This window comes from Pseudomonas sp. PLMAX, assembly GCF_046042685.1.
Lineage (GTDB): Bacteria > Pseudomonadota > Gammaproteobacteria > Pseudomonadales > Pseudomonadaceae > Aquipseudomonas > Aquipseudomonas putida_AE.
The window spans coordinates 6,346,569-6,370,293 of sequence record NZ_CP064949.1; the positions used below are offsets into that span (position 1 = coordinate 6,346,569).

General features: G+C 60.7%; 22 protein-coding genes, 6 tRNA genes and 1 pseudogene. 9 read left to right on the forward strand and 20 right to left on the reverse strand.

The features are described from left to right. Positions 1-7: 7 nt before the first annotated feature. Both DKB71_RS28870 and DKB71_RS28875 read right to left on the reverse strand, forming a co-directional pair. Entirely contained in the window at positions 8-1,228 is a 1,221-nt protein-coding gene (locus tag DKB71_RS28870; RefSeq protein WP_408598921.1) for a benzoate/H(+) symporter BenE family transporter, read from the reverse strand. Positions 1,229-1,231: 3 nt separating this feature from the next. After that, positions 1,232-2,575, reverse strand: coding sequence for an aromatic acid/H+ symport family MFS transporter (locus tag DKB71_RS28875; RefSeq protein WP_408598923.1), 1,344 nt, complete (start codon positions 2,573-2,575; stop codon positions 1,232-1,234). Between the two features lie 219 nt (positions 2,576-2,794). On the opposite strand from DKB71_RS28875, the gene DKB71_RS28880 reads away from it, so the two are divergent. Genes DKB71_RS28880 through DKB71_RS28895 form a run of 4 tightly spaced genes read left to right on the forward strand, consistent with a single transcriptional unit; the run spans position 2,795 to position 5,529 of the window. Next, positions 2,795-3,421, forward strand: coding sequence for a DUF1780 domain-containing protein (locus DKB71_RS28880; protein WP_007970534.1), 627 nt, complete (start codon positions 2,795-2,797; stop codon positions 3,419-3,421). Next, the gene (locus tag DKB71_RS28885; RefSeq protein ID WP_408598926.1) at positions 3,418-3,945 is read left to right on the forward strand and encodes an MOSC domain-containing protein; all 528 of its coding nucleotides are present in this window, start codon (positions 3,418-3,420) and stop codon (positions 3,943-3,945) included. Before DKB71_RS28880 ends, DKB71_RS28885 begins: the two co-directional genes overlap by 4 nt. A gap of 51 nt (positions 3,946-3,996) precedes the next feature. Continuing rightward, complete coding sequence (locus DKB71_RS28890) at positions 3,997-4,170, forward strand: DUF3094 family protein (protein ID WP_007996394.1); 174 nt, start codon at positions 3,997-3,999, stop codon at positions 4,168-4,170. A gap of 60 nt (positions 4,171-4,230) precedes the next feature. Then, entirely contained in the window at positions 4,231-5,529 is a 1,299-nt protein-coding gene (locus DKB71_RS28895) for an NAD(P)/FAD-dependent oxidoreductase (RefSeq protein WP_323608719.1), read from the forward strand. Positions 5,530-5,701: 172 nt separating this feature from the next. Here the strand turns inward: DKB71_RS28895 and DKB71_RS28900 are convergent. The 9 genes from DKB71_RS28900 to rluD all read right to left on the reverse strand — a co-directional run bounded on the left by DKB71_RS28900 (position 5,702) and on the right by rluD (position 11,395). Next, positions 5,702-5,778, reverse strand: a tRNA-Pro gene (locus tag DKB71_RS28900). A gap of 222 nt (positions 5,779-6,000) precedes the next feature. Continuing rightward, a tRNA-Pro gene (locus DKB71_RS28905) sits at positions 6,001-6,077 on the reverse strand. Between the two features lie 222 nt (positions 6,078-6,299). After that, positions 6,300-6,376: transfer RNA gene (locus DKB71_RS28910), tRNA-Pro, on the reverse strand. A gap of 97 nt (positions 6,377-6,473) precedes the next feature. After that, positions 6,474-6,549 (reverse strand) — tRNA-Lys (locus tag DKB71_RS28915). Between the two features lie 5 nt (positions 6,550-6,554). Further along, positions 6,555-6,631, reverse strand: a tRNA-Pro gene (locus DKB71_RS28920). A gap of 9 nt (positions 6,632-6,640) precedes the next feature. Then, a tRNA-Asn gene (locus DKB71_RS28925) sits at positions 6,641-6,716 on the reverse strand. Positions 6,717-7,015: 299 nt separating this feature from the next. Then, positions 7,016-9,580, reverse strand: coding sequence for an ATP-dependent chaperone ClpB (gene clpB, locus DKB71_RS28930; RefSeq protein ID WP_406592038.1), 2,565 nt, complete (start codon positions 9,578-9,580; stop codon positions 7,016-7,018). A 130-nt stretch (positions 9,581-9,710) separates the two neighbouring features. Beyond that, a complete protein-coding gene (pgeF, locus tag DKB71_RS28935) occupies positions 9,711-10,436 on the reverse strand; it encodes a peptidoglycan editing factor PgeF (RefSeq protein WP_408598929.1) in 726 nt (241 codons plus the stop codon). After that, a complete protein-coding gene (rluD, locus tag DKB71_RS28940; RefSeq protein WP_274074551.1) occupies positions 10,433-11,395 on the reverse strand; it encodes a 23S rRNA pseudouridine(1911/1915/1917) synthase RluD in 963 nt (320 codons plus the stop codon). Before rluD ends, pgeF begins: the two co-directional genes overlap by 4 nt. 151 nt (positions 11,396-11,546) lie before the next feature. On the opposite strand from rluD, the gene DKB71_RS28945 reads away from it, so the two are divergent. From DKB71_RS28945 to DKB71_RS28960, 4 genes are all read left to right on the forward strand, one after another. Further along, positions 11,547-12,569 (forward strand): outer membrane protein assembly factor BamD, encoded by a 1,023-nt coding sequence (locus DKB71_RS28945; RefSeq protein WP_408598932.1) that lies wholly within the window; start codon positions 11,547-11,549, stop codon positions 12,567-12,569. Between the two features lie 136 nt (positions 12,570-12,705). Continuing rightward, the gene (locus DKB71_RS28950) at positions 12,706-12,939 is read left to right on the forward strand and encodes a PP0621 family protein (protein ID WP_274074549.1); all 234 of its coding nucleotides are present in this window, start codon (positions 12,706-12,708) and stop codon (positions 12,937-12,939) included. Further along, positions 12,929-14,518, forward strand: a complete 1,590-nt coding sequence (locus DKB71_RS28955; RefSeq protein WP_408601172.1) for a sensor histidine kinase — start codon at positions 12,929-12,931, stop codon at positions 14,516-14,518. The genes DKB71_RS28950 and DKB71_RS28955 overlap by 11 nt, the downstream gene beginning before the upstream one ends. A 2-nt stretch (positions 14,519-14,520) precedes the next feature. Further along, the gene (locus tag DKB71_RS28960; RefSeq protein WP_408598934.1) at positions 14,521-15,852 is read left to right on the forward strand and encodes a sigma-54-dependent transcriptional regulator; all 1,332 of its coding nucleotides are present in this window, start codon (positions 14,521-14,523) and stop codon (positions 15,850-15,852) included. A gap of 120 nt (positions 15,853-15,972) precedes the next feature. Here DKB71_RS28960 and thiO read toward each other — a convergent pair whose 3' ends face one another. The 7 genes and pseudogenes from thiO to DKB71_RS28995 all read right to left on the reverse strand — a co-directional run bounded on the left by thiO (position 15,973) and on the right by DKB71_RS28995 (position 21,582). Further along, complete coding sequence (gene thiO / locus DKB71_RS28965; protein WP_323608772.1) at positions 15,973-17,073, reverse strand: glycine oxidase ThiO; 1,101 nt, start codon at positions 17,071-17,073, stop codon at positions 15,973-15,975. A 54-nt stretch (positions 17,074-17,127) separates the two neighbouring features. Further along, complete coding sequence (locus DKB71_RS28970) at positions 17,128-17,529, reverse strand: type IV pilin protein (RefSeq protein ID WP_274074545.1); 402 nt, start codon at positions 17,527-17,529, stop codon at positions 17,128-17,130. Between the two features lie 14 nt (positions 17,530-17,543). Next, positions 17,544-19,373, reverse strand: a pseudogene (locus DKB71_RS28975) (pilus assembly protein); the annotation flags it as partial. Between the two features lie 97 nt (positions 19,374-19,470). Then, complete coding sequence (locus DKB71_RS28980; RefSeq protein ID WP_408598937.1) at positions 19,471-19,941, reverse strand: PilX N-terminal domain-containing pilus assembly protein; 471 nt, start codon at positions 19,939-19,941, stop codon at positions 19,471-19,473. 11 nt (positions 19,942-19,952) lie between these two features. Next, entirely contained in the window at positions 19,953-20,666 is a 714-nt protein-coding gene (locus DKB71_RS28985; protein ID WP_408598939.1) for a PilW family protein, read from the reverse strand. Next, the gene (gene pilV / locus DKB71_RS28990; RefSeq protein WP_274074541.1) at positions 20,663-21,112 is read right to left on the reverse strand and encodes a type IV pilus modification protein PilV; all 450 of its coding nucleotides are present in this window, start codon (positions 21,110-21,112) and stop codon (positions 20,663-20,665) included. Before pilV ends, DKB71_RS28985 begins: the two co-directional genes overlap by 4 nt. After that, positions 21,109-21,582: a GspH/FimT family pseudopilin gene (locus DKB71_RS28995; protein WP_408598941.1), complete on the reverse strand. Its 474-nt coding sequence runs from the start codon at positions 21,580-21,582 to the stop codon at positions 21,109-21,111. The genes pilV and DKB71_RS28995 overlap by 4 nt, the downstream gene beginning before the upstream one ends. Before the next feature lie 85 nt (positions 21,583-21,667). Between DKB71_RS28995 and DKB71_RS29000 the strand changes: the two genes are divergently transcribed. Continuing rightward, positions 21,668-22,180, forward strand: coding sequence for a GspH/FimT family pseudopilin (locus DKB71_RS29000; RefSeq protein ID WP_408598943.1), 513 nt, complete (start codon positions 21,668-21,670; stop codon positions 22,178-22,180). A 4-nt stretch (positions 22,181-22,184) separates the two neighbouring features. On the opposite strand, the gene ispH is transcribed toward DKB71_RS29000, so the two are convergent. Both ispH and fkpB read right to left on the reverse strand, forming a co-directional pair. Then, positions 22,185-23,132, reverse strand: a complete 948-nt coding sequence (gene ispH / locus DKB71_RS29005; RefSeq protein ID WP_046815712.1) for a 4-hydroxy-3-methylbut-2-enyl diphosphate reductase — start codon at positions 23,130-23,132, stop codon at positions 22,185-22,187. 149 nt (positions 23,133-23,281) lie between these two features. Further along, positions 23,282-23,719, reverse strand: coding sequence for an FKBP-type peptidyl-prolyl cis-trans isomerase (gene fkpB, locus DKB71_RS29010; protein WP_172668667.1), 438 nt, complete (start codon positions 23,717-23,719; stop codon positions 23,282-23,284). Positions 23,720-23,725 lie beyond the last annotated feature (6 nt).

Here is a 23,725-nt window from a genome sequence, read left to right on the forward strand (position 1 = left end):
CTTATTGTTATTGATCGACTGATTGAACAGCTTCAGTTGCAGTGGATTTACGAAGGAGATCGGGACGACGGGCGCTTAACAGCACATGGGTGACCATGCCGAAAATCAGACCCCAGAACGCGGCGGACAAGCCGAACAGCGACATGCCTGAAGCGGTGATCAGAAAGGTCACCAGCGCGGCTTCGCGGTCGCTCGTCACGGCCATCGCCCCCGTCAGCGCCCCGGCAATGGCAGCAAACAGCGCCAGCCCCGCCAACGCCGCAATCAGCTCTTTGGGGAACGCGGAAAACAGCGAAACCAACGTGGCGCCGAAGATGCCCAGCACCAGGTAGCACAAGCCCCCGACAACGCCCGCCACGTAGCGCTTGCGCGGATCCTCGTGAGCCTCTCGACCGGTGCAGATGGCCGCCGTGATCGCGGCCAGGTTCAGTCCATGGCAACCAAAGGGGGCCAGCAGCGCGGTGCCCAATGCGCTGCTGGCGATGATCGGGCTCGCAGGCGTTTGGAAACCACTGGCACGCAGCACGGCCATGCCAGGCACGAACTGGCCGGTCAGCGCCACCATCACCAGTGGCAAGGCGATGTTCAGCGTCGCGCCCAGGCTGAACTGGGGCGTGATCCACACCGGCGTAGCCAACCCGATGACCAATGCCTCGCGATGCAGATCACCGCTGAACGCGGCAATCGAACAGCCCGTCAGCAACACCAGCATCACCGCGTAACGTGGCATCACCCGCTTGCCGATCAGATAGGCCGCGAACATCGCCAGCACCAACAACGGCTTGTGCTGCATCGATACGAACAGCCCTGTGCCGAAGCTGAACAGGATCCCCGCCAGCATCGCCGCCGCAATCGCGGCGGGCAGTTTGCTGATGATCCGGTCGAAAGCCCCCGAGACCCCGACCACAAAGATGATCAGGCTGCTGACCAGATAAGCCCCCACCGCTTCTGCCATGGAAATTTCAGGCAACAACGCCACCAACAACGCCGAGCCAGGCGCCGACCAGGCGATGATGACCGGAACGCGATAGCGCAGGCTCAAACCGATGCCCAGCACGGCGCTGCCGATGGAGATCGCCCAGATCCAGGACGACAACAGTTCCCGCGGCAGATGGGCCGATTGCGCCGCCTGAAAGATGATCACCAAGGGCCCGGCATAGGAAATCACCGTGGCGATAAATCCGGCGACAGCGGCTGACAGGGAGAAGTCCTGGATAAACGCCTTCATGACTCAAGCGCCCGTCGGCGACAGCGTTGGGCTGACAGCCATGGCGCTGCGCCGGTTGCTGATGGCGAACACGGTCATGGCGAGGGCCGCCACGGCACCCGGCAAGGCAAATGCCATGAAGTTCAGTTGCAGCGGCAGGCTGATGCCGAGCAAGGCGCCACCCAGCAGGGGACCGACGATGGCACCGTTGCGGCCGATGCCCGACGCCCAGCCCAGGCCAGTGGAACGAATGGTCATGGAGTAGAACTGCGCGGCGCAGGCGTACAGCAGAATCTGCGAGCCGATGGTGGTGGCGCCAGCGATGGCGATCAGCAGGTACAACACCGGCATCGGGCTGTTGAAGCCCAACAGGGTGATCGACACCGCCGCCATGGCGAAGAACACCGACAGCACCCGCGGCAGATTGAGCTTGTCACCCAGCACACCGCCGCCGACCGCACCGAAGATCGCCCCGAAGTTCAGCACCAGCAGGAACGACAGGCTCGAGCCCAGGCTGTAACCGGCGTTGGCCATCAGTTTAGGCAGCCACGAACTCAAGGCGTAGACCATCAGCAGGCAGCAGAAAAACGCCAGCCACAACATCAGCGTACGCAGTGCACGGCCTTCGCGGAACAACTGCAACACCGGGGTGCCCGCCCCCTTCACTTCGCTCATGTGCAACTGATCATCGCCCTGGGCGACGTAGGCCGGGTCGATGCGCTGGAGAATGTTGCGGGCCTCTTCATTGCGCCCCTGGCGCAGCATGAAACCCACCGACTCGGGCAGGAAGTACATGATCAGCGGCAACAGCAGCAACGGCAGGACCGCCACGTAGAACACCGACTGCCAGCCGAAACTCGGGATCAGCACGATGCCCAGCCCGGCCGACAGCATGCCGCCCACCGAGTAGCCACTGAACATGATTGCCACCAGGGTGCTGCGGATCTTTTTCGGCGCGTATTCGTTCATCAACGCCACGACATTGGGCATCACGCCACCAATGCCCAGCCCGGCAATGAAACGACAAATCCCAAACTCGGCGGGGTTGCGGGCGAACCCGTTGAGCACGGTGAAACCACTGAAGAGGATCACGCAGAGGGTAATGGCTTTCTTGCGCCCGATCCTGTCCGACAGCGGGCCGAAGAACAGCGCGCCGAACATCATGCCGAACAATGCATAACTGCCCAGTGCACCGGCTTGCAGAGGACTGAGCCCCCACTCTTTCATCAGCATCGGCAAGACCACGCCGTAGATCACCAGGTCGTAACCATCGAAAATGATGATCAGGGCACACCAGAACAGCACCATCCAGTGGAAGCGGTTGAATCGAGCGTTGTCGATAACCTCATGTACGTCGATCTTGCGCATGGCGTTCATCTCTTGTTTTTGTTTTTTAAGGGCAGCGGCAGCACGGCTCACGTCCGTACAGCCGAGGGTAGAGTCACCAGGCGCGGGTCAATATCCGCATTGCGCAGACCACTATCCGTTTTGTGCAGCGCCCTGGACCGGGCTTGGGAGCGAGAGGATTTGCTCCTCTCCGATAAACTGTCTTCTTTACAATCACATTTGAGCGCTAAGCTTGGGCGTATGGATGATTCAGATTACTTACGCCTGCTGACCATTGCGGCCGAGCAAGCCAACGCGTTCCTGTCCAATGCCCGCAAATGGGAGCGCGAGCGTTGGGTCTGCCAACGCCTGCTGCAGGGCCTGAACATTCCCTACCGTGCCGACGAATTCGCCCCGGCCGGGGAGCCGCCGGATGTATTGTTCCGCGACGCCAGTTTCGAGGTGTTCTTCGTGCTCGACGAGGGCCGGCGCCTCAATGATGAATGGCGCGATGAACTGCAGCGGCGGCGCAGCGCGTTCTCCCTGAGCCAGCTGGTACGGCGCGAGGCCAAGCCTCGGCGCATACCTGCCAACGAGTTCTTGCTGCGCCTGGCGCCGACCTTGCGCAAAAAAGCGCACAACTACAAAGAACGCGGCATGGACCTTGGCGAGCTGGACATCATTGCCTTCGCCAGCCTCAAGCGCGAAGTGCTGGACCTCAACAGTCATTTCCCGCCGCCCACCGAATACCTGCGCCAGGGCTGGCGCTCGCTGTCGCTGGTGGGCCCGACCTTCGCCCGCGTGCTGTTCGCCCATCCCGATGCGCCGGATTTCCTGCGCAGCAACCTGGGACGCAGCATTGTGTTCGACGTTGGAATCAGCCTGTGAGCCCATTGCAGGAACTGATTGCCGAAGTCCCGCAAACCGGCCGCGTACGCTGGATCGGCGTGCGCCCGGAACGTCGCGCACCGATGATCGAACTCGATGCCGTGGAGGCGCGACTGGAGGCGGGCCTGACAGGCGATCGCGCCCGACCCGGCATCCGCAATGCGCGGCAGGTGACGCTGATCCAGTGGGAACACCTGGCGGTGATCAGTTCGCTAATGGGCCGCCCGGACGATCAGCCAGTCAAGCCTGAAGATTTGCGGCGCAATCTCGTTATCAGTGGGATCAATCTGTTCAGCCTCAAGGGCCGGCGCTTCCGCATCGGCCAGGCGATTTTCGAAACCACCGGATGGTGCCAGCCCTGCGCACGCCTGCAAGCCAACCTGGGCCCCGGGACGTTTCAGGCGGTGCGCGGACATGGCGGAATCACCGCCCGGGTGTTACAAAGTGGCATCATTCGCCTGGAAGACAGGGTGAGCGTCGAGCCCATTCCGGACAGCGGCTATGCTCCGTTCAACGTTCGTTAAATCAGCCTGTAGCTTCTACACCTTCAGCAACGTCTACCTGACGAGGCCTTTATGACCAGCCGCCTGAACCCCGACGACCAAAAGCATGTCGAAGAGTACCTGCAGTTGTCCCAACACCGAGTCGAGCGCAGGCCTTTCCGGCCGTGGATGCTCCTGGTGCTGGTATTGGCAGTGACCATTGGTCTGGGCCTGCTGAGCCGACTTATCAGTTACCTGACGCTATGAGCTGCTTCGCGCTCGCTTGGGTAACCACACCGATTTCCTTTAGCCTTGTGAGTTATCCCCATGTCCCATCGTATTGTCATTGTCGGCGGCGGCGCCGGCGGTCTGGAGTTGGCTACCCGTCTGGGTAAGACTCTGGGCAAACGCGGCACGGCCAGTGTGATGCTGGTCGACGCGAACCTGACCCATATCTGGAAACCGCTGCTGCACGAAGTCGCGGCCGGGTCACTGAACTCTTCCGAAGACGAACTCAACTATGTTGCCCAGGCCAAGTGGAACCACTTCGAGTTCCAGCTGGGGCGCATGAGCGGGCTTGATCGCGCCAATAAAAAAATCCAGCTGGCCGCCACTTATGATGAAGCCGGTCTGGAGCTGGTGCCGGCCCGGGAAGTGCATTACGACTCGCTGGTGATCTCCGTCGGCAGTACCACCAACGATTTCGGCACCCTGGGCGCGGCGCAACACTGCCTGTTCCTGGATACCCGCAAACAGGCCGAGCGCTTCCACCAGCAGTTGCTCAACCACTACCTGCGCGCCCACGCGGGTCAGACCGACAAGGTCGAGCAGATCAGCGTCGCCATCGTCGGTGCCGGTGCCACCGGGGTCGAACTGGCCGCCGAGCTGCACAACGCCGCCCATGAACTGGCGGCCTACGGCCTGGACCGGATCAAACCGGAAAACATGCACATCACCCTGATCGAAGCCGGGCCACGGGTGCTGCCGGCCCTGCCGGAGCGGATCGGCGGGCCTGTGCATAAAACCCTGGAAAAGCTCGGGGTCAACGTCATGACCAATGCGGCCGTCAGTGAAGTGACCGCCGACAGCCTGATCACCGCGGATGGCAAAGTGATCAATGCCAGCCTGAAAGTCTGGGCCGCCGGGATCCGTGCACCGGGGTTCCTCAAGGACATCGATGGCCTGGAAACCAACCGCATCAATCAGCTGCAAGTGCTGCCGACCCTGCAAACCACCCGCGACGAGAACATCTTCGCCTTCGGTGACTGCGCGGCCTGCCCGCAACCGGGTTCCGATCGCAATGTGCCGCCGCGCGCCCAGGCTGCTCATCAGCAGGCGTCGTTGCTGGCCAAATCGCTGAAGTTGCGCATCGAAGGCAAGGCGCTGCCGGAGTACAAGTACACCGACTACGGGTCGCTGATCTCGCTGTCGCGTTTTTCGGCTGTGGGTAACTTGATGGGTAACCTGACCGGTAGCGTGATGCTGGAGGGTTGGCTGGCGCGGATGTTCTACGTGTCGTTGTACCGCATGCACCAGATGGCGCTGTATGGGCCGTTTCGCACGGCGATGCTGATGCTGGGCAGCAAGATTGGTCGCGGGACCGAGCCGCGGCTTAAGCTGCACTGATATAAAACCTGTGGGAGCGGGCTTGCTCGCGAAAGCGGTGTGTCAGTCGACATGAATGTTGAATGACACACCGCTTTCGCGAGCAAGCCCGCTCCCACATTTGGTTTTGCAGTGTTCTGGAAATTTTCGCAGGCAAAAATCCCCCCCGTATTCGATACGAGGATTTTTAATATGGTCGGGGTAAGGGGATTCGAACTCCTGACATCCTGCTCCCAAAGCAGGCGCGCTACCGGACTGCGCTATACCCCGGTAAAAAAAAGGCGACCTAACTAAAGAGCCGCGGCTGAAGCTGCACTGATTTAAAACTGTGGGGAGCGGGCTTGCTCGAAAGCGGTGTGTCAGTCGACATGAATGTTGAATGACACACCGCTTTTCGCGAGCAAGCCCGCTCCCACATTTGGTTTTGCAGTGTTCTGGAAATTTTCGCAGGCAAAAAAATCCCCGTATCTTTCGACACGAGGATTTTTAATATGGTCGGGGTAAGGGGATTCGAACTCCTGACATCCTGCTCCCAAAGCAGGCGCGCTACCGGACTGCGCTATACCCCGGTAAAAAAAAGGCGACCTAACTAAAGAGCCGCGCCTGAAGCTGCACTGATTTAAATCCTGTGGGAGCGGGCTTGCTCGCGAAAGGTGTGTCAGTCGACATGAATGTTGAATGACACACCGCTTTCGCGAGCAAGCCCTCTCCCACATTTGGTTTTGCAGTGTTCTGGAAATTTTCGCAGGCAAAAAAAATCCCCGTATCTTTCGACACGAGGATTTTTAATATGGTCGGGGTAAGGGGATTCGAACTCCTGACATCCTGCTCCCAAAGCAGGCGCGCTACCGGACTGCGCTATACCCCGGTAAAAAAAAGGCGACCTAACTAAAGTCGCCTTCTTCGATCAGCGCTTTTGGCCTCTGATCTTAAGATTCGATTCCAGCGTTAACTGGTTTCAAAAATGGTGGGTCGTGTGGGATTCGAACCTACGACCAATTGGTTAAAAGCCAACTGCTCTACCAACTGAGCTAACGACCCAAAAATGGTCGGGGTAAGGGGATTCGAACTCCTGACATCCTGCTCCCAAAGCAGGCGCGCTACCGGACTGCGCTATACCCCGGCTTGAAATTGGCTCCGTGACCAGGACTCGAACCTGGGACCCAATGATTAACAGTCATTTGCTCTACCGACTGAGCTATCACGGAACTACACATTTCAATTTACAACTTTGTAGCTTTACTGCGTTCTCTTCGACCCGTTCGCATCGCTGCGTTCGTGTGTCTGAGGCGCGCTATTCTACAATCTTCAGCACCTCTGTCAACCCCCTAATTTGCATTCAAGTTAATGATTTGCAACTTATTTTAGATTCCTGCCTGAAGCAGAAACCCTGGCGGGTGACTTACTGCGGGGCGCACTTTACAAGCCTTTTCCTTAGAGTTCAACAGCCTGAATGAAAAAAAGGCCTCGTTGTGCGAGGCCTTTTCGATTTTGCTGCGGTTACCGATCAGACGAAGACGATTTCGTCGTTTTCCACCACGCCCTGAGCGGTGTCACCCGGCATGAATCGACCGGAAAGGATCAACTGCGCCAGCGGGTTCTCGATCCAGCGCTGTATGGCCCTCTTGAGCGGCCGTGCGCCGTACACCGGGTCGTAGCCGACCGCGATCAGCTTGTCCATGGCTTCGGGGCTCAGTTCCAGCTTCAGCTCCCGCTCGGTCAGGCGACTGCGCAGGCGACCCAACTGGATCTCGGTGATGCCAGCAATCTGATCCCGCGCCAAAGGCTCGAAGATCACCACTTCGTCGACCCGGTTGATGAACTCCGGCCGGAAGTGGCTGGAAATCGCATCCATCACCGCGGCGCGCTGCGCCTCACGATCACCCACCAATTCCTGGATCTGTACAGAGCCCAGGTTGGAGGTCATGACAATCACGGTGTTCTTGAAGTCCACCGTGCGGCCATGGCTGTCGGTCAAGCGACCGTCTTCCAGCACCTGCAGCAGGATGTTGAACACATCCGGGTGCGCCTTCTCGACTTCGTCCATGAGGATCACCGAGTATGGCTTGCGACGCACCGCCTCGGTCAGGTAACCGCCCTCCTCGTAACCGACGTAGCCTGGTGGCGCACCGATCAGGCGAGCCACGGAATGTTTCTCCATGAACTCGGACATATCGATCCGCACCATCGCCTCTTCGGTATCAAAGAGAAATTCAGCCAGCGCCTTGCACAGCTCGGTTTTACCGACACCGGTCGGGCCGAGGAACATGAACGAGCCGCTCGGGCGATTCGGGTCGGACAACCCGGCGCGGGAACGCCGCACCGCGTTGGACACGGCCACCACCGCTTCGTCCTGGCCGATCACACGCTGGTGCAACAGGCTTTCCATCTTCATCAGTTTTTCGCGCTCGCCTTCGAGCATTTTCGACACGGGAATACCGGTCCACTTCGAAACGACTTCGGCGATCTCTTCTTCAGTCACCTTGCTGCGCAGCAACTGGTTTTCAGGTTTTCCATGCTGGTCGACCATTTGCAGGCTGCGCTCCAGGTCCGGGATCACCCCGTACTGCAACTCCGCCATGCGGTTCAGGTCGCCTTTGCGGCGAGCGGCTTCCAGTTCCTGACGGGACTGTTCGATCTTCTGCTGGATTTGCGCAGAACCCTGAACCTCGGCTTTTTCCGAGTTCCAGATTTCTTCCAGGTCCGAGTACTCACGCTCGAGGCGGGCGATTTCTTCCTGGAGTTTTTCCAGGCGTTTCTTCGCTGCGTCGTCGCTTTCTTTCTTCAGCGCCTGGGATTCCACCTTCAGCTGGATCAAACGTCGTTCCAGGCGGTCCAGCACCTCCGGCTTGGAGTCGATCTCCATGCGGATGCGGCTGGCGGCCTCGTCGATCAGGTCGATGGCCTTGTCCGGCAACTGCCGGTCAGTGATATAGCGATGGCTGAGCTTGGCCGCCGCAATGATCGCGCCGTCGGTGATCGCCACCTTGTGGTGGACCTCATAGCGTTCTTTCAGGCCACGCAGAATGGCGATGGTGTCTTCTTCGCTCGGCTCGTCCACCAGCACTTTCTGGAAACGTCGCTCAAGGGCGGCGTCCTTCTCTATGTATTGGCGGTACTCGTTGAGCGTGGTGGCACCGACGCAGTGCAGTTCGCCCCGCGCCAGGGCTGGCTTGAGCATGTTGCCCGCATCCATCGAGCCCTCGCCTTTACCGGCGCCGACCATGGTGTGCAGTTCGTCGATGAACAGGATGATCTGCCCTTCCTGCTTCGACAGCTCGTTGAGCAGGGATTTCAGGCGTTCTTCGAACTCACCGCGATACTTGGCACCGGCAATCAATGCCCCCATGTCCAGAGACAGCAGGCGCTTGCCCTTGAGGCCGTCCGGCACTTCGCCATTGATGATGCGCTGCGCCAGGCCTTCGGCGATGGCGGTCTTACCGACGCCAGGCTCACCGATCAGCACCGGGTTGTTCTTGGTGCGGCGTTGCAGCACCTGGATAGTGCGACGAATTTCATCGTCACGGCCGATTACCGGATCGAGTTTGCCGTCTTCGGCACGCTTGGTCAGGTCGACCGTGTACTTATCCAGCGCCTGCCTGGCTTCCTCGTGGTTCGCGTCATTGACTGCCTCACCACCACGCAGGTTGTTGATCGCGTTTTCCAGGGCTTTCTTGCTCACGCCCTGGCCGAGCAACAGCTTGCCGATCTTGCTGTTCTCGTCCATGGCGGCGAGCAGCACCAGTTCACTGGAAATGAACTGGTCACCCTTCTGCTGGGCCAGGCGATCGGCCTGGTTGAGCAGGCGCGCCAGATCCTGCGACATGTTCACGTCGCCGGTCGGATTCTGGATTTTCGGGAGCTGGTCGAGCTCTTTGGTCAGCTCTTTACGCAGGCTGTTGACGTCGAAGCCCACCTGCATCAGCAGGGGCTTGATCGAGCCGCCCTGTTGCTCGAGCAGGGCTTGCATCAAGTGCGCCGGTTCAATGGCCGGATGATCGAGACCGACGGCCAGGGATTGGGCATCGGACAACGCTAACTGCAATTTGCTGGTTAAACGGTCTATACGCATGGGTCACCTTCCTTTTGAGCAGGCCGGACCTATAAAACATCCTGAATGAAGAAACCTGCCAGATACCACAATAGATGCGGTCGATTCTGGGAGTTTCAAGCGTCGAGACGTTGATGCAGATCAGACAAGTCTAGCGTTCGAGCCAGATAAGGGAGGCAAACCGACCAGTGCGAGGCGCGCGGCGATAGGAAAAGAACCGTGAATCGGTGACGGTGCAGAAACCGCCGCCGTAGACAGCGGTTACACCACGGGCTGCCAGGCGCAAGCGCGCCAGCTTATAGATGTCGGCCATGAACTTGCCGGGGTTTTGACTCGGTGCAAAAGCTTGAGCAGCTTCAGGCAGTTGCCCCACGAAGGTTTCCCGCACTTCCGGGCCGACTTCGAAGGCTTTCGGACCAATGGCCGGGCCGAGCCAGACCAGAACCTCGGCAGGTGGCACGTCCAGGCTGTCGAGGGTCGCTTCCAGCACGCCCGCCGCCAACCCGCGCCAACCGGCATGGGCCGCCGCGACACGCGTACCGGCACGGTCGCAAAACAACGCAGGCAGGCAGTCGGCAGTCATCGCCGCACAGGCAATGCCCGGCGTTGAAGTCCAACTGGCGTCGGCAGTGTCCACCCGGCTCGGATCCGCATGCGCCACAACGATGCCGTGGACCTGCTGCAGCCAGGCCGGTTGAATCGAAAAACGATCAGTCAGACGCCGGCGATTTTCGGCGACAGCTTCGGGGCTGTCGTCGACGTGATCACCAAGATTGAGGCTGTCGAACGGCGCCAGGCTGACGCCGCCCGCACGGGTGGTGACACAGGCTTTGACCCCGGCCGGCGCGGGCCAGTCAGGAATCAGCCAGTCACTCATCCGACAAACGCCTCGCGGTCTTGCTTGAGCAGGGTCAGCAACCAGACGAAATCTTCCGGCAACGGCGATTCCCAGCTCATGCGCTCACCGGTGGTCGGGTGATCCAGCTCGAGGAACCGCGCATGCAGCGCCTGACGCGGGAAGTTTTTCAGCGACTCGACCATGGTCGGGTTGGCGGCCGGCGGAATCCGGAAACGACCGCCGTAGGCAGGGTCTCCGACCAACGGGAAGTTGATGTGTGCCATGTGCACGCGAATCTGGTGTGTACGACCGGTTTCCAGCTTCACCCGCACGTGGGTGTGGGAACGGAAACGCTCGAGCACGCGGTAATGGCTGACGGCCTGCTTGCCACCTTCCATCACGGCCATGCGCTGGCGTTGCTGGCCATGACGACCGATCGGCGCATTGATCTTGCCGCCAGCCGTCACCACGCCGATCACGATGCACTCGTAGATCCGGCTGACGCTGCGGCTCTGCAACTGTGTAACCAGCTGCGTCTGCGCCTGAATGGTCTTGGCTACCACCATCAGACCGGTGGTGTCCTTGTCCAGGCGATGCACGATACCGGCGCGGGGCACATTGATGATGTCCGGCACGTGGTGCAGCAAGGCGTTGAGCAAGGTGCCATCAGCGTGGCCAGCAGCCGGGTGAACCACCAGGCCCGCAGGCTTGTTGATCACCAGGATGTCGTCGTCTTCATAGACGATGTCCAGGGCGATGTCTTGAGCGACCCATTCGCCCTGAGCTTCCTGCTCGGCAGTGAGTTCAAGAATGGCGCCACCGTGAACGATGTCTCGCGGGCGGACAACCGCCCCATCCACAGTCAGGCGGCCGTCTTTGATCCAGGCGGAAAGGCGCGAGCGCGAGTGCTCAGCGAATAATTGTGCGGCGACTTGATCGAGGCGTTGGCCGCCCAATTCGGACGGCACCTCTGCGCTAAGTTCAATTTTATCGGACATGCTCGGACTAGGCGTCGGCACAGCCTTTGGTTTCGGCTGCGCGCTTGTGGTTAAATACGGCGTCTTTTGCCCCGAGGCTATTCAACGGGGCGCTCATCATAACAGGACGGCCTCGCCCAAGACAGCGGCCGTCATAGGGACGCAAGCCGCCATGCAAGTGAAACACCTGCTGCTGATCGCCATCCTCGCATTGACCGCTGCTTGCTCTTCGAAGGAAGTCGTAGACGAAAACCTGAGCGAAGTCGAGTTGTACCAACAGGCTCAAGCCGATCTGGACAATAATAGCTACACCAGCGCCACTGCCAAGCTGAAGGCTCTGGAATCGCGCTATCCGTTCGGCCGTTATGCCGATCAGGCCCAGTTGGAGCTGATCTACGCCAACTACAAGAACGCCGAACCAGAAGCCGCCAAGGCCGCTGCCGAGCGCTTCATTCGCCTGCACCCACAGCACCCGCACGTCGATTACGCCTACTACCTCAAGGGCCTGACGTCTTTTGACCAGGACGTTGGCCTGCTCTCGCGCTTCCTGCCGCTGGACATGACCAAGCGTGACCCGGGTGCCGCTCGCGACTCCTACAACGAGTTCGCCCAACTAACCAGCCGCTTCCCCAACAGCCGTTATGCGCCGGACGCCAAGCAGCGCATGATCTACCTGCGCAACCTGCTGGCCGCCTACGAAATCCACGTGGCCGACTATTACCTGACCCGTCAGGCCTACGTCGCCGCCGCGAACCGCGGTCGCTACGTGGTGGAAAACTTCCAGGAAACCCCTGCGGTAGGCGACGGCCTGGCGGTGATGACCGAGGCCTACCAGCGCCTGCACCTGGATGAACTGGCTGCCACCAGCCTCGAAACCCTGAAGCTCAACTACCCGAACCACCCAAGCCTGGTGGACGGTCAGTTCGTGCCATCGGTCGCCGAAGCCGACAACCGTTCGTGGCTGAGCAAGGCCACCCTGGGCCTGATCGAATCCCGTCCGCCGCTGCCACCGGGAGAAACCCGCGCCAACCAGGACGTGCAGAAGCAGTTCCAGGATGCCAAGGACGCGATTCCGAGCGAGCTCAAGCCTAAAGACGGCAACGGCGATGTGATCGAGGAAGAGGATCACGAGGCCGAGGGCAACAACGAAGACCGCTCGTGGTTCAGCTATATGACCTTCGGCGTGTTCGACTGATACGACCGGTCGTACAGAAAGGGAGACGCTTGAGTCTCCCTTTTTTATTGCGCCGTTTTTATGCCGCGCGAATACGCTGTGCGCCTGTCATGTCCTTGGCTAAACTGGCGGCTCATCCGTCATAAAGCAGCTCACCATGCTTCGTTTACTATTCTGGATCGCAGTGATTGCCGCCGCTGTCTGGTTCTGGCGCAAATACAAGCGCCAGGTCTCTGCACCCAAGTCCTCCGCCGAGCTGGAAGCGGCGCCCATGGTCCGCTGCGCCCATTGCGGCGTGCACCTGCCCCGCGACCGTGCGCTGAGCCTTCAACAACAGTGGTATTGCAGCCAGGCTCACCTTGAGCAAGGCCCAGGCTCCAGTGATCGCTGAGACGACCAGTCCCGGCGACAAACAGGCCCAGCGACTGCTGCGCCTCTATCACCTCTACCGCCTGAGCATCGGCATCACCCTGGTGCTGCTGATTTCCAGCAACCTGGACTACCGGTTGCTGACGTCCGCCAATGACGACCTGCTGCGCTACGCCAGCGGGTTGTACCTGGTGCTGAACATCCTGCTGGTGGTCTTCTTCGCAAACACCCGCCGTCCGACACAACTGCTCAGCCTGGCGCTGGTCGATGTCCTGCTGCTTTGCGTGTTGTTCTACGCCGGTGGCGGTGTGGCCAGCGCCATTGGCAACTTGTTGATCGTCTCGGTGGCCATCAGCAATACCTTGTTGCGAGGACGCATCGGCCTGCTGATTGCCGCCATCAGCGCACTTGGCATCCTGGGTTCGAGTTTCCTGCTGAATCTCAGCCATCCCGCCAGCCCCAACGATTACTTGCAGATCGGCACGCTCGGCGCCCTGTGTTTTGCCGCGTCACTGCTGGTGCAAGGCCTGGTCCGACGACTGGAAGTCAGCGAAACCCTGGCAGAACAGAAAACCAGCGAAGTCATCGGCCTGGAAGCCCTCAATGCCCTGATCCTGCAACGCATGCGTACTGGCATTCTGGTGTTTGACGACCAATGGCGCGTGCAACTGGCCAATCACAGTGCGTTGGCCCTGCTGGGCTGCGAGCGCCTCGAAGGCCGGCGGATCGACGAACAGGCCCCCGCCCTGGTCGAACGTCTGCAACTGTGGATCAACAACCCGACGCTGCGCCCGCAGAGCCTGAAAATCCCCGGCAGCGGCCTTGAACTGCAGCCGAGCTTCATTGCCCTGGCTCCTGGCCCGCATCAGCAGATCCTGGTCTTTCTCGAAGACCTCGCCCAGGTCACCCAGCAGGCTCAACAACTGAAACTCGCCGCCCTCGGCCGCCTGACCGCCGGTGTCGCCCATGAAATCCGCAATCCGTTAGGCGCCATCAGTCACGCCGCGCAGCTATTGCGCGAATCGGAGGAACTGAATGGCGCGGATCGACGTCTGACGCAGATTATTCAAGACCACTCTCAGCGAATGAATCGGGTAATCGAAAACGTCCTGCAACTGTCCCGTCGCCAGCAAACCGTGGCGCAACGACTCGACTTGAAGCCGTGGCTGGAGCAGTTCGTCACACAAACCCGCGAGCAGGCGACCGAGCGCCAGAAGATCCATCTACGCATGGCTTGCGGTGACTTCAGTACCTTGATGGACCCGAACCAGCTGGAGCAGATTCTCGACAACCTGATCCGCAATGCATGGCGCCATAGCGCCCTGAACCACGACCAGGCGCAGGTCTGGCTTGAGTTTTTCATCGACCCCGAGAGTCAGCTGCCGATCCTCGAAGTCCTCGACGACGGCCCCGGGGTGGCCCCGGACCATCAAGCGCAATTGTTCGAGCCTTTCTTCACCACCAGCCACCAGGGCACGGGCCTGGGCCTTTATCTGTCCCGCGAGCTGTGCGAAAGCAACCAGGCCCGCCTGGACTTCAAATCACGCCAGGGCGGCGGCTGCTTTCGCATTACCTTTGCTCACGGATGCAAACAAGGTTGAACATGAGCCCACGGCAAAAAGTCCTGATCGTCGACGACGAGCCGGACATCCGCGAACTCCTGGAAATCACCCTGGGACGGATGAAGCTCGATACCTACAGCGCACGCAACGCTGGCGAGGCCTTGATACTGCTCCAGCGCGAGGCGTTCGACCTGTGCCTGACCGACATGCGCTTGCCCGACGGCAGCGGCCTGGAGCTGGTGCAACACATCCAGCAACGCTACCCGCAAGTCCCGGTGGCCATGATCACGGCCTATGGCAGCCTCGACACGGCGATCAATGCACTGAAGGCCGGTGCGTTCGATTTCCTGACCAAACCGGTGGACCTGACCCGCCTTCGGGAACTGGTGACCAGTGCCTTGCTGCTGCCCGCCCCTGGCTCCGCCATCGATCGTCGTTTGCTGGGCGACTCACCGCCCATGCGCGATCTGCGCAAACAGATCGACAAACTGGCCCGTAGCCAGGCACCGGTGTACATCAGTGGCGAGTCCGGCAGCGGCAAGGAACGGGTCGCCCGCCTGATTCATGAGCGAGGACCACGGGCCAGCCAACCCTTTGTCCCGGTCAATTGCGGTGCGATTCCGACCGAGCTGATGGAGAGCGAGTTTTTCGGCCATCGAAAAGGCAGCTTCAGCGGCGCCATCGAAGATAAACCGGGACTGTTCCAGGCGGCCCACGGCGGCACCCTGTTCCTCGACGAAGTGGCAGACCTGCCTTTGCCGATGCAGGTCAAACTGTTGCGGGCCATCCAGGAGAAAGCAGTACGCAGCGTCGGTGGGCAACAGGAAGTGGTGGTCGATGTGCGCATCCTTTGCGCCACCCACAAAGACCTGGGCGCCGAAGTCGCTGCCGAACGTTTTCGCCAGGACCTGTACTACCGCCTGAACGTGATCGAGCTGCGGGTTCCGCCCTTGCGCGAACGCCGTGACGACATCGAGCCCCTGGCCAGCCATGTGCTCAAGCGCCTGGCTGCAGACACCGGGCAGCCCGCGGCAACACTCCACCCGAATGCCCTCGAGGTCCTGAAAAGCTACCGTTTCCCTGGCAATGTGCGCGAACTTGAGAACATGCTCGAACGGGCTCACACGTTATGCGACAACCAGCAGATCGAGCCCAGCGACCTGCGCCTGGCCGAAGGCAACTGTGCCGCCGAAGCGGGTGTGCCGGACCTTACGCAGATCGATAACCTGGAAGCGTACCTGGAAAACGTTGAGCGCCAGTTGCTTTTGCAGGCGCTGGAAGAGACCCGCTGGAACCGCACGGCGGCGGCTCAGCGGTTGAATCTGTCATTCAGATCGATGCGCTACAGGCTGAAGAAATTGGGTCTGGATTGAGGGGCCCCTTCGCGAGCAAGCCCGCTCCCACATTCGACCGTGCTTATTCAGGAGAACCACGGTCGATGTGGGAGCGGGCTTGCTCGCGAAGGCAATCTGACAGACGCCAGATATCTCGAATCAAATCCGCCCGGCCGGCGCATACGGCGCAGGATCAATGATCGGCGCCCTGCCCAGCATCACATCGGCAAACAACTGACACGACGCCGGCGCCAACACCAACCCGTTGCGGTAATGCCCGCAATTGAGCCAAAGCCCCTCAAAACCCGGCACCTGGCCAATATAGGGAATGCCCTCCGGCGAGCCTGGCCGCAACCCGGCCCAATGCCCCACCACCTCGGCATCGGCCAACGCCGGAATCAATTCGATAGCCGAGGCCTTGAGGCTTTCGAGTGCCGATTCGGTCGGCGTCTTGTCGTAGCCTTCATGCTCCAGGGTACTGCCAATCAGGATGTGACCATCGCGCCGCGGAATCGCATAACGCCCCTTGGCCAGCACCATGCTTGGCAGGAAGTCCGCCGCGCACTTGTAGAGGATCATCTGCCCTTTCACCGGTTCGACCGGCAATTCAAGGCCCAGGCTCTTGAGCAGATCGCCGCTCCAGGCACCAGCGGTGAGGACCACTTGGTCGCCATGGATCGCGCCGGTGGAGGTCTGCACACCGACTATTTTTTCGTCTTGCCGAATAAACCCGCTGACTTCGCACTGCTCATGGATCGTCACGTTCGGCAGCGCCTGCAAGGCCGCCTTGAGCGACTTCACCAGCCGTGGATTGCGCACGTTGGCCACGTCGGCCATGTAGATCGCCCGGGAAAAACCACCGCCCAGCACCGGCACCGCATCGTGGGCCGCCGAGATATCCACAGCCCGCAGCGGCCGGCCCTCGCGCGCGGCCCAGGCCAGCGCCTCGGCCTCATCGTCCAGGTCCAGCCAGTACAGGCCTGTGGTATGGACCTCGGGATCAATGCCGGTGGCCGCAAACAAGCGCTCGCCCAGCTGTGGATAAAAATCCTGGGACCAATGCGCCAGCGCGGTCACCGCCGGGCTGTAGCGCCATGGATAGAGCGGCGAAACGATGCCACCACCGGCCCAGGACGATTCCTGGCCGACATTCGAGCGGTCCAGCAGCACCACACTCTGCACCTGGGACGCGAGATTGAATGCCGTCAGCAGCCCGATTACCCCACCACCGACGATCACCACTTGCTGTTGCCTGGTCATGTTCTGATCCAACCGTTCAATAGACAGAGGCGCAAAGGGCGCCCGAAAAGGAACTCAGCGACCCCAGCAATCCTTGGTGGTCAGGCCGTCCGCTGCATTGACCATGCTTCTGACACCGGTGTTGGTGAGTGTGAAATCACCACACTTGTCAGCGGCCATGGCGGCATCGCTCTTGCGGGTTGCCGTCAGCAGGAACGTCTGGTCCGTCAGGGTCGGTGTGATGCTGTAGTAATCGTTGCCGGCGCTAAGATCGGTGGCATTGGTGTAGACGTTATTCTTCGAATAGTAGCGCTCGAGGATCTGCGCCTGTTCCGAGAGCAGGCCGGCGACTTCGGTGCGACGCCCCTTGTTCACGTACTCGGTGAGACTCGGATAGCCAATGGTGATGACGATCCCGATGATCGCAATCACGATCATGATTTCGATCAGGGTAAAACCGCGGTTGGAGCTGCGCATGCCTCAATTCTCACTTACTGTATTTGTCGCCACATGATGCGACGGCTGCCGCCGCCGGATTTTTCCACCAGCGTGGAGATACCGCCACTGGAATCGTTCACGATCTTGCGAGCCCCGCCATTGACGATGGCGTTCAGGGTCGGCATCCCGCCGGTAAAGACCACGCCGCTGGACAGCGTGTCGTCGCTGTCGACCACGGCGTCGCCGTTGGTGTCGAGCACCGCGTAATTGAGCATCTTACCGCTGAACGCATCGAGTTCGACCAGTTTGCCGCTGCCAAAGCCGGCGCAAGGGTCGGTGGTATCCACGCTGGCCGTGGTAAAGACGATCCGACCGAGCACCAGGCTGGCCTGGTTGATCACCCGCTCACCGGTCAGCGCGCTGTTATACACCAGCGGCAAATACCAGCCCTTTTGCGTCGGGTAGGTTACCTCGTGCTGGCTGGTGGTGATGGACTGCGCCGACACCCCGGTCACTGCCTGGGCCTGCAGGCTGGAGGTAGTGATCTGCCCCGAGCCGCCCTGCGCGTCCCACACCGCGTAGAACGCCTGCAGGTCTTTGTTGGTCCCGTCCGCCGTCTCGTTGAATTTGCCGGTGCCGAAAAACACCATTGTTCCACCCTGGGCGCTGTCCGCCAGTAATGGCTGCGCGGTGATGGGCTGGGTAGCACCACCGGCGGTGGTGAACAAAGGCTTGCCGGCAAATGCGAGGCCCCAGGCGTTCGGGGTGGCGCCACTGAGGTCGAACTTCCAGAGCCGCCCCTTGAGGTCTCCGCCATAGGCAGCCTGTACCACATTCTGCGAGTTCACCCTGAGTTTCACCGAAGACAAGCCGTTAGTGGTCTCGCTGCTGTCGACCACGATTTTCCTGATCAGGCTGCCGTCGCGAATGTCCACTACGTACAACGCCGCCACCCCGGAGTAACTGCCATAGCCATTGGCAATGAACGCCGCCCAGCGCCCATCCGCCAAGCGTGCCACCTCCGGACGGGCGTAGGCATAACCCAGGTCATTAAAAGCGTTCGCCGCATTGGCAGTGTCCGGCGCGCTGATTTCCCACAGGGCCTTGGTCACATTCCCCGCCGATGCGTCGAACAGTTGCAGCGCATAGAAGGTTCGCCCGCCCGCGCCCGTTCCGCCCAGGGCAAGGGTCTTCCAGGCGCTGTTCAACTGGGCATCGAACACGCCCACCTGCCCATCCACCAGAAACCTGTGGCCAACGCCGTTGATGTAGATGGGATCGGCGATGTAATGCAAGGACGGCAGCACACTGGCGGGCATGTAGGCGTAGCGCCGGGCACCGTTGGCGGTGTTGATGACGCTGACAAAACCGTCGTTGGCGTTGACCACCAGGCTGGCATGCATGTTGGCCGCCTTGGTCGCCAGGTAAGTGCTGTAGCTGGTATCCCCCGACCAATCAGCTGCGGTTTTATCCGAAGGCGCCGCCAGGACCAGCGGCGAGTTGACGATATCGCCGAGCAATACACTGCGCACTTTCAGGCCGGCCTTGTTCGCGCCCTTGCTCCACTCCAGCAGATCGCTGCCCGTAATACCGCCAGGCAAGCCCTGGCTGAGCACGCCTTGCTGAGCCGCAGACAAATTGGCAAAGGCCAATGTCACGGCGCTGTGGGTCTGGCTGTTCCATGAATGATAGGTCGGTGCCGCAGCGCCCGGCACGATGGCCGTATCGGTGGACCACAGCACCGAAGAGGTATCGACCGCTCCACTGGCGGTAAAGCCATAGGCCTTGATCGTGCCACGCCAGTCCCTGGGGTCGTAGCTGGTCTGGAAATAGCGGGTGCCGCTGGCGACACCACTGCCGCCGGAGCCGGCCTTGGTGCACAACAAGGGCGAATCCGCAGGCGTGAAGGCATAGGCCGGAGCGGCCAGCAACAAGGCACACATGGCCCCGCTCAACCACCGCCAGCGCTGTGAGCGACTTTCAATATTTCGCATAAATGCTCTCCACCACACTGCGTGAGCTGCCCGCAATGCCCACGGCGGTGACCCTGTACAGGGTCGCCGAGGTGTTACTCGGCACGTTCACCGCTGCCTTGGTGGTGCCGATGTTCTGCACGCCATAGAAGCCGTTGCCGGACGCGATCCAGGTCACCCCCGAGGTGGAATTGAACCCGGCCGCGGTGAGGGTCGCCGATTCGGCAGGCGGGGCGCACCGGGTAGTGCCGCTGCACACGGGCAACGAGTAACTATCGAGCTGCACCGCGCTTTCACCCACGCGCAATACCGCTTCGGCCAGCTGGAACGACTGATTACGCAAGCCCAGGCTGCCGGCCATTTTTTCCTGCAGGGTGGCGTTTTGCATCGATGAAATACCGATCAGCGTCAACAGCAACAGGAACACCAGGCTGACCAGCAGCGCCATGCCCCGCTGGGCACCAGGGGCAACGCTCATCGGCCCGCGCCTCATGGCAAGCGGTTGCGCAAGGCGGCAACCACGTTGAAGGTCTGGTCGCCCACCCGATTGTTCGGGTCGGTGAGGGTCAGGCTCAGGCGTACGCTGCGGATGCGTGCCGGGTCCGACGGGTTGCTGCTGTAACTGGACACCGCCAGATCGGAAGCCGAGCTGGCCAGGCCGAAGCTGACGTCGAAGGCACTGACGTTATCCACCAGCACCTGCTCGAGCGGCTTATCCCTGCCGACGCCCATCTTCAGCTCACCGTTCTTCAAGCTGTAGATCAATCGGCGGATGGGAAATGCCAGTTGTCCCGCAGCAGGTGCTTGCGAGTCGGAATACGCCGTCGCGCTGGTGCGACAATCGGATACCACCGTCCAGGCCGGCGTCCCGCCATTGCTGCCGATGTCCGCCGTGACCAGGGTCAACTTGCGACCGACGTTGTCCCAGCTGATAGGCGTTAGATGGCTGGCATTGAAGTCACGCGGTTTGCTGGCATCGGTGATAGACCCCAGGCAGCCGAACATGCCGACCATGCGGATTTCCTGGATCATTTTGCTCAGCACGAAACGCGCGTCCTCCTGCATGGCCGCCGCGGAGTTCTGGCTGATGTAAGTGTTTTTCGCGGCGATGAATACCTGCACCACGCCCAGCACCACGACCAGGCTCAAGGCCAGGGCGATCAGCAACTCGACCAGGCCGAAGCCGCGACTGCAGCGGCTCATGGCCTCGCCACCGGGTCGACAGTCGCGCGGCTGGTGAGGACGAAACTGCGCCGGGAGTCGGCAGCGTTGGCGGCCCGCGAGTCGTCCCAGGTGATGGTGATGGTGTACACCCGCTGGCTCAGGGAGATGCTGCCGGTCGCCGTTTCGCCACCAAAACCTGCAATGTTACGGGTGAAATCGTAGAGGTCCTGGTCCCGGGCGTCGTTCGGATTGCCCGAGGTTGGCGGTGTAACGGTGTAGTCGGCGGCTGCGTTGGCGCGAATGCGGTCCATCATGTCGTAGGCGATGAAGCTGGCCTGACTGGTCATGCGCGCACTGTCGGTGTACTTCAAGGCATTCAATTGAAAGGCGGCCGCGCCCAACAGCCCCACGCCCAGGATCAGCAACGCCACCAGCACTTCGATCAGCGTCATGCCCTCCTGGGCACGCTTGCTCCATGGCCTCATCCGCAACTTCCACCCAATAGAATTCGTCCGTTCAAACACACATTCAGCGTCCTGCTTTGTGTTCCGAGCACATAGCTGATCACCAGTGGCATGGAGGGTGATGACAGCCCGCCCAGATTATTGAAATCGATCGCCGTGACATCCGAGGGTAGCGCCAGAGTCGCCCCGCTGCTCATCGGTGGAACAACCCGCAACACATTGGCCGGGGTGCCCGTGCTGTCATAGACCGACAATTCCCCGCTCCACCCGCTCCCTCCCGCCGTGGGTCGCACCCGAATGGGCACGCCTCGGTCGATGGCTTCCAGTCGGGCGTAATTCAGGGCTCGTCGCAGATCCCCCATCTCGGTGTCGGCCCTGGTGCCTTGTGTCGAACGGATGAACGCCGGGACCGCCAGGGTGATCAGGACCAGGAAGATCGCCAACGCCACCAGCAACTCGATCAGCGTGAAACCTTTTGAACGATGATCCACCGTTGCCCTTGGTTGCCGTCGGCTATACCTGCTTCTACTGGCGCAGGGATCGCGCGAGGCAACATATTCCAGGGAGGGAGATTTCATGCGTGAGCAAGGATTCAGTCTGATCGAATTGCTTATGGGACTCACGATTGCCGGGATTGTTCTGCTCCTGGTCAGTCCGGCCTTTGCAGGGCTTACAGAATCGAACCATCGCGAGGAGGCAGCCAAGTCACTCGTCAGCGGTTTGCGCAGTGCAAGAAGCGAAGCGATAGCCCGTGGCCAGGTCGTGGTCATTCACGGCATCGACGACGACTGGAGCCAGGGCTGGCGGATCATTCTGGATGTCAGCGGCAAGGGCCATGAGGACCCCGACAATCCGCTGCTGGTCGAGCGCCGCAGCGGCATGGGCGTGGCGATCATGGGTAATCGGTATATCAAGACAGCCATACGCTTCGGTCCACTGGGTGGGCCGGTAGCCGGGGGCTTTCAAGCGGGGACACTGCACGTGTGCGCGCCACGCGAAGCGCAGAGCCAGCACCAGGTGGTACTGGCCTCGAACGGTCGCATCAGCCTGCGCAACGAGCAGGCCGCGCAGGCGTTATGCCCGGGGTGAAGGCTCAGAGCAGCGAACGGACCCGCAGCTCCTTGGGCATGGAGAACGTGATGTTCTCTTCACGACCGGCCAACTCATCGGCACCGGTTGCGCCCCAGGCCTGCAATTGCTGGATCACGCCCCGCACCAGGACTTCCGGAGCGGAAGCGCCGGCGGTGATGCCGATGCGCTCGACACCGTCGAACCAGCTTTTTTCCAGGTCTTCGGCACCATCGATCAGGTAGGCCGGGGTAGACATGCGTTCTGCCAGTTCACGCAGGCGATTGGAGTTGGAGCTGTTCGGACTGCCGACCACCAGCACCACATCGCATTCGTCGGCCAGTTGCTTGACCGCGTCCTGGCGGTTTTGCGTGGCGTAGCAGATGTCGTCCTTGCGCGGGCCGCCAATGGCCGGGAAACGCGTACGCAATGCGTCAATGACGCGACTGGTATCGTCCATGGACAAGGTCGTCTGGGTGACGAACGCCAGTTTTTCCGGGTTGTGCACCTGCAGTTCGGCGACATCCTTTTCGTCTTCGACCAGATAGATCGCACCACCGTTGCTACCATCGTACTGGCCCATGGTGCCTTCGACTTCCGGGTGACCGGCGTGGCCAATGAGGATGCATTCACGACCGTCGCGGCTGTAACGGGCGACTTCGATGTGCACCTTGGTCACCAGCGGACAGGTGGCGTCGAACACTTTCAGGCCACGGCCGGCGGCTTCGGTACGCACGGCCTGGGACACGCCGTGGGCACTGAAGATCACGATCACGTCGTCCGGCACCTGATCCAGTTCCTCGACGAAGATTGCCCCGCGGTTACGCAGGTCTTCGACGACGAATTTGTTGTGGACCACTTCGTGGCGCACATAGATCGGCGGCCCGAAGACTTCCAGGGCGCGGTTGACGATTTCGATCGCCCGGTCCACACCGGCGCAGAAGCCACGGGGGTTGGCGAGTTTGATTTGCATGCTGTGCCTCGTGTCTTGCGCGCGAAAACAATGAAAAACCACTGTAGGAGCGAGCTTGCTCGCGAAAAACTCAGGTACACCGCGCACATTCTGTATTGACGCGGTGCCAATGAGTTCATCGCGAGCAAGCTCGCTCCTACAGAAAGCGGTTACAGCGCCTTGACGGAGATGATTTCCACGTCAAAGGTCAGCGTCTTGCCTGCCAGCGGATGGTTGAAGTCGATGGTCACTTGCGCGTCATCGAACTCTTTCACCACACCCGGCAATTCAGTATTGGCCGCATCGTTGAAGATCACCAGCAAACCGGGCGACAGGTCCATGTCCTGGAACTGCGAACGCGGGATGATCTGCACGTTTTGCGGGTTAGGCTGGCCGAAGGCGTTTTCCGGCTCGATGCTCAGGGTACGCTTGTCGCCCGCCTTGAAACCGAACAGCGCCGCTTCGAAACCTGGGAGCAGGTTGCCATCACCGACCTTGAAGGTCGCCGGGGCCTTGTCGAAGGTGCTGTCCACCGTGTCGCCGTTCTCCAGGCGCAATGCGAAATGCAAGGTGACTTCCGTGTTCTGGCCGATGCGTTGCTCAGCCAATACCTG

Excerpts from the sequence above, each read along its gene's own strand:
- DKB71_RS28870 (WP_408598921.1), bottom strand. The coding sequence starts at position 1,228 with ATGAAGGCGTTTATCCAGGACTTCTCCCTGTCAGCCGCTGTCGCCGGA.
- DKB71_RS28875 (WP_408598923.1), bottom strand. The coding sequence starts at position 2,575 with ATGCGCAAGATCGACGTACATGAGGTTATCGACAACGCTCGATTCAAC.
- DKB71_RS28880 (WP_007970534.1), top strand. The coding sequence starts at position 2,795 with ATGGATGATTCAGATTACTTACGCCTGCTGACCATTGCGGCCGAGCAA.
- DKB71_RS28890 (WP_007996394.1), top strand. The coding sequence starts at position 3,997 with ATGACCAGCCGCCTGAACCCCGACGACCAAAAGCATGTCGAAGAGTAC.
- DKB71_RS28895 (WP_323608719.1), top strand. The coding sequence starts at position 4,231 with ATGTCCCATCGTATTGTCATTGTCGGCGGCGGCGCCGGCGGTCTGGAG.
- clpB (WP_406592038.1), bottom strand. The coding sequence starts at position 9,580 with ATGCGTATAGACCGTTTAACCAGCAAATTGCAGTTAGCGTTGTCCGAT.
- pgeF (WP_408598929.1), bottom strand. The coding sequence starts at position 10,436 with ATGAGTGACTGGCTGATTCCTGACTGGCCCGCGCCGGCCGGGGTCAAA.
- rluD (WP_274074551.1), bottom strand. The coding sequence starts at position 11,395 with ATGTCCGATAAAATTGAACTTAGCGCAGAGGTGCCGTCCGAATTGGGC.
- DKB71_RS28945 (WP_408598932.1), top strand. The coding sequence starts at position 11,547 with ATGCAAGTGAAACACCTGCTGCTGATCGCCATCCTCGCATTGACCGCT.
- DKB71_RS28950 (WP_274074549.1), top strand. The coding sequence starts at position 12,706 with ATGCTTCGTTTACTATTCTGGATCGCAGTGATTGCCGCCGCTGTCTGG.
- DKB71_RS28960 (WP_408598934.1), top strand. The coding sequence starts at position 14,521 with ATGAGCCCACGGCAAAAAGTCCTGATCGTCGACGACGAGCCGGACATC.
- thiO (WP_323608772.1), bottom strand. The coding sequence starts at position 17,073 with ATGACCAGGCAACAGCAAGTGGTGATCGTCGGTGGTGGGGTAATCGGG.
- DKB71_RS28970 (WP_274074545.1), bottom strand. The coding sequence starts at position 17,529 with ATGCGCAGCTCCAACCGCGGTTTTACCCTGATCGAAATCATGATCGTG.
- DKB71_RS28980 (WP_408598937.1), bottom strand. The coding sequence starts at position 19,941 with ATGAGCGTTGCCCCTGGTGCCCAGCGGGGCATGGCGCTGCTGGTCAGC.
- DKB71_RS28985 (WP_408598939.1), bottom strand. The coding sequence starts at position 20,666 with ATGAGCCGCTGCAGTCGCGGCTTCGGCCTGGTCGAGTTGCTGATCGCC.
- pilV (WP_274074541.1), bottom strand. The coding sequence starts at position 21,112 with ATGAGGCCATGGAGCAAGCGTGCCCAGGAGGGCATGACGCTGATCGAA.
- DKB71_RS29000 (WP_408598943.1), top strand. The coding sequence starts at position 21,668 with ATGCGTGAGCAAGGATTCAGTCTGATCGAATTGCTTATGGGACTCACG.
- ispH (WP_046815712.1), bottom strand. The coding sequence starts at position 23,132 with ATGCAAATCAAACTCGCCAACCCCCGTGGCTTCTGCGCCGGTGTGGAC.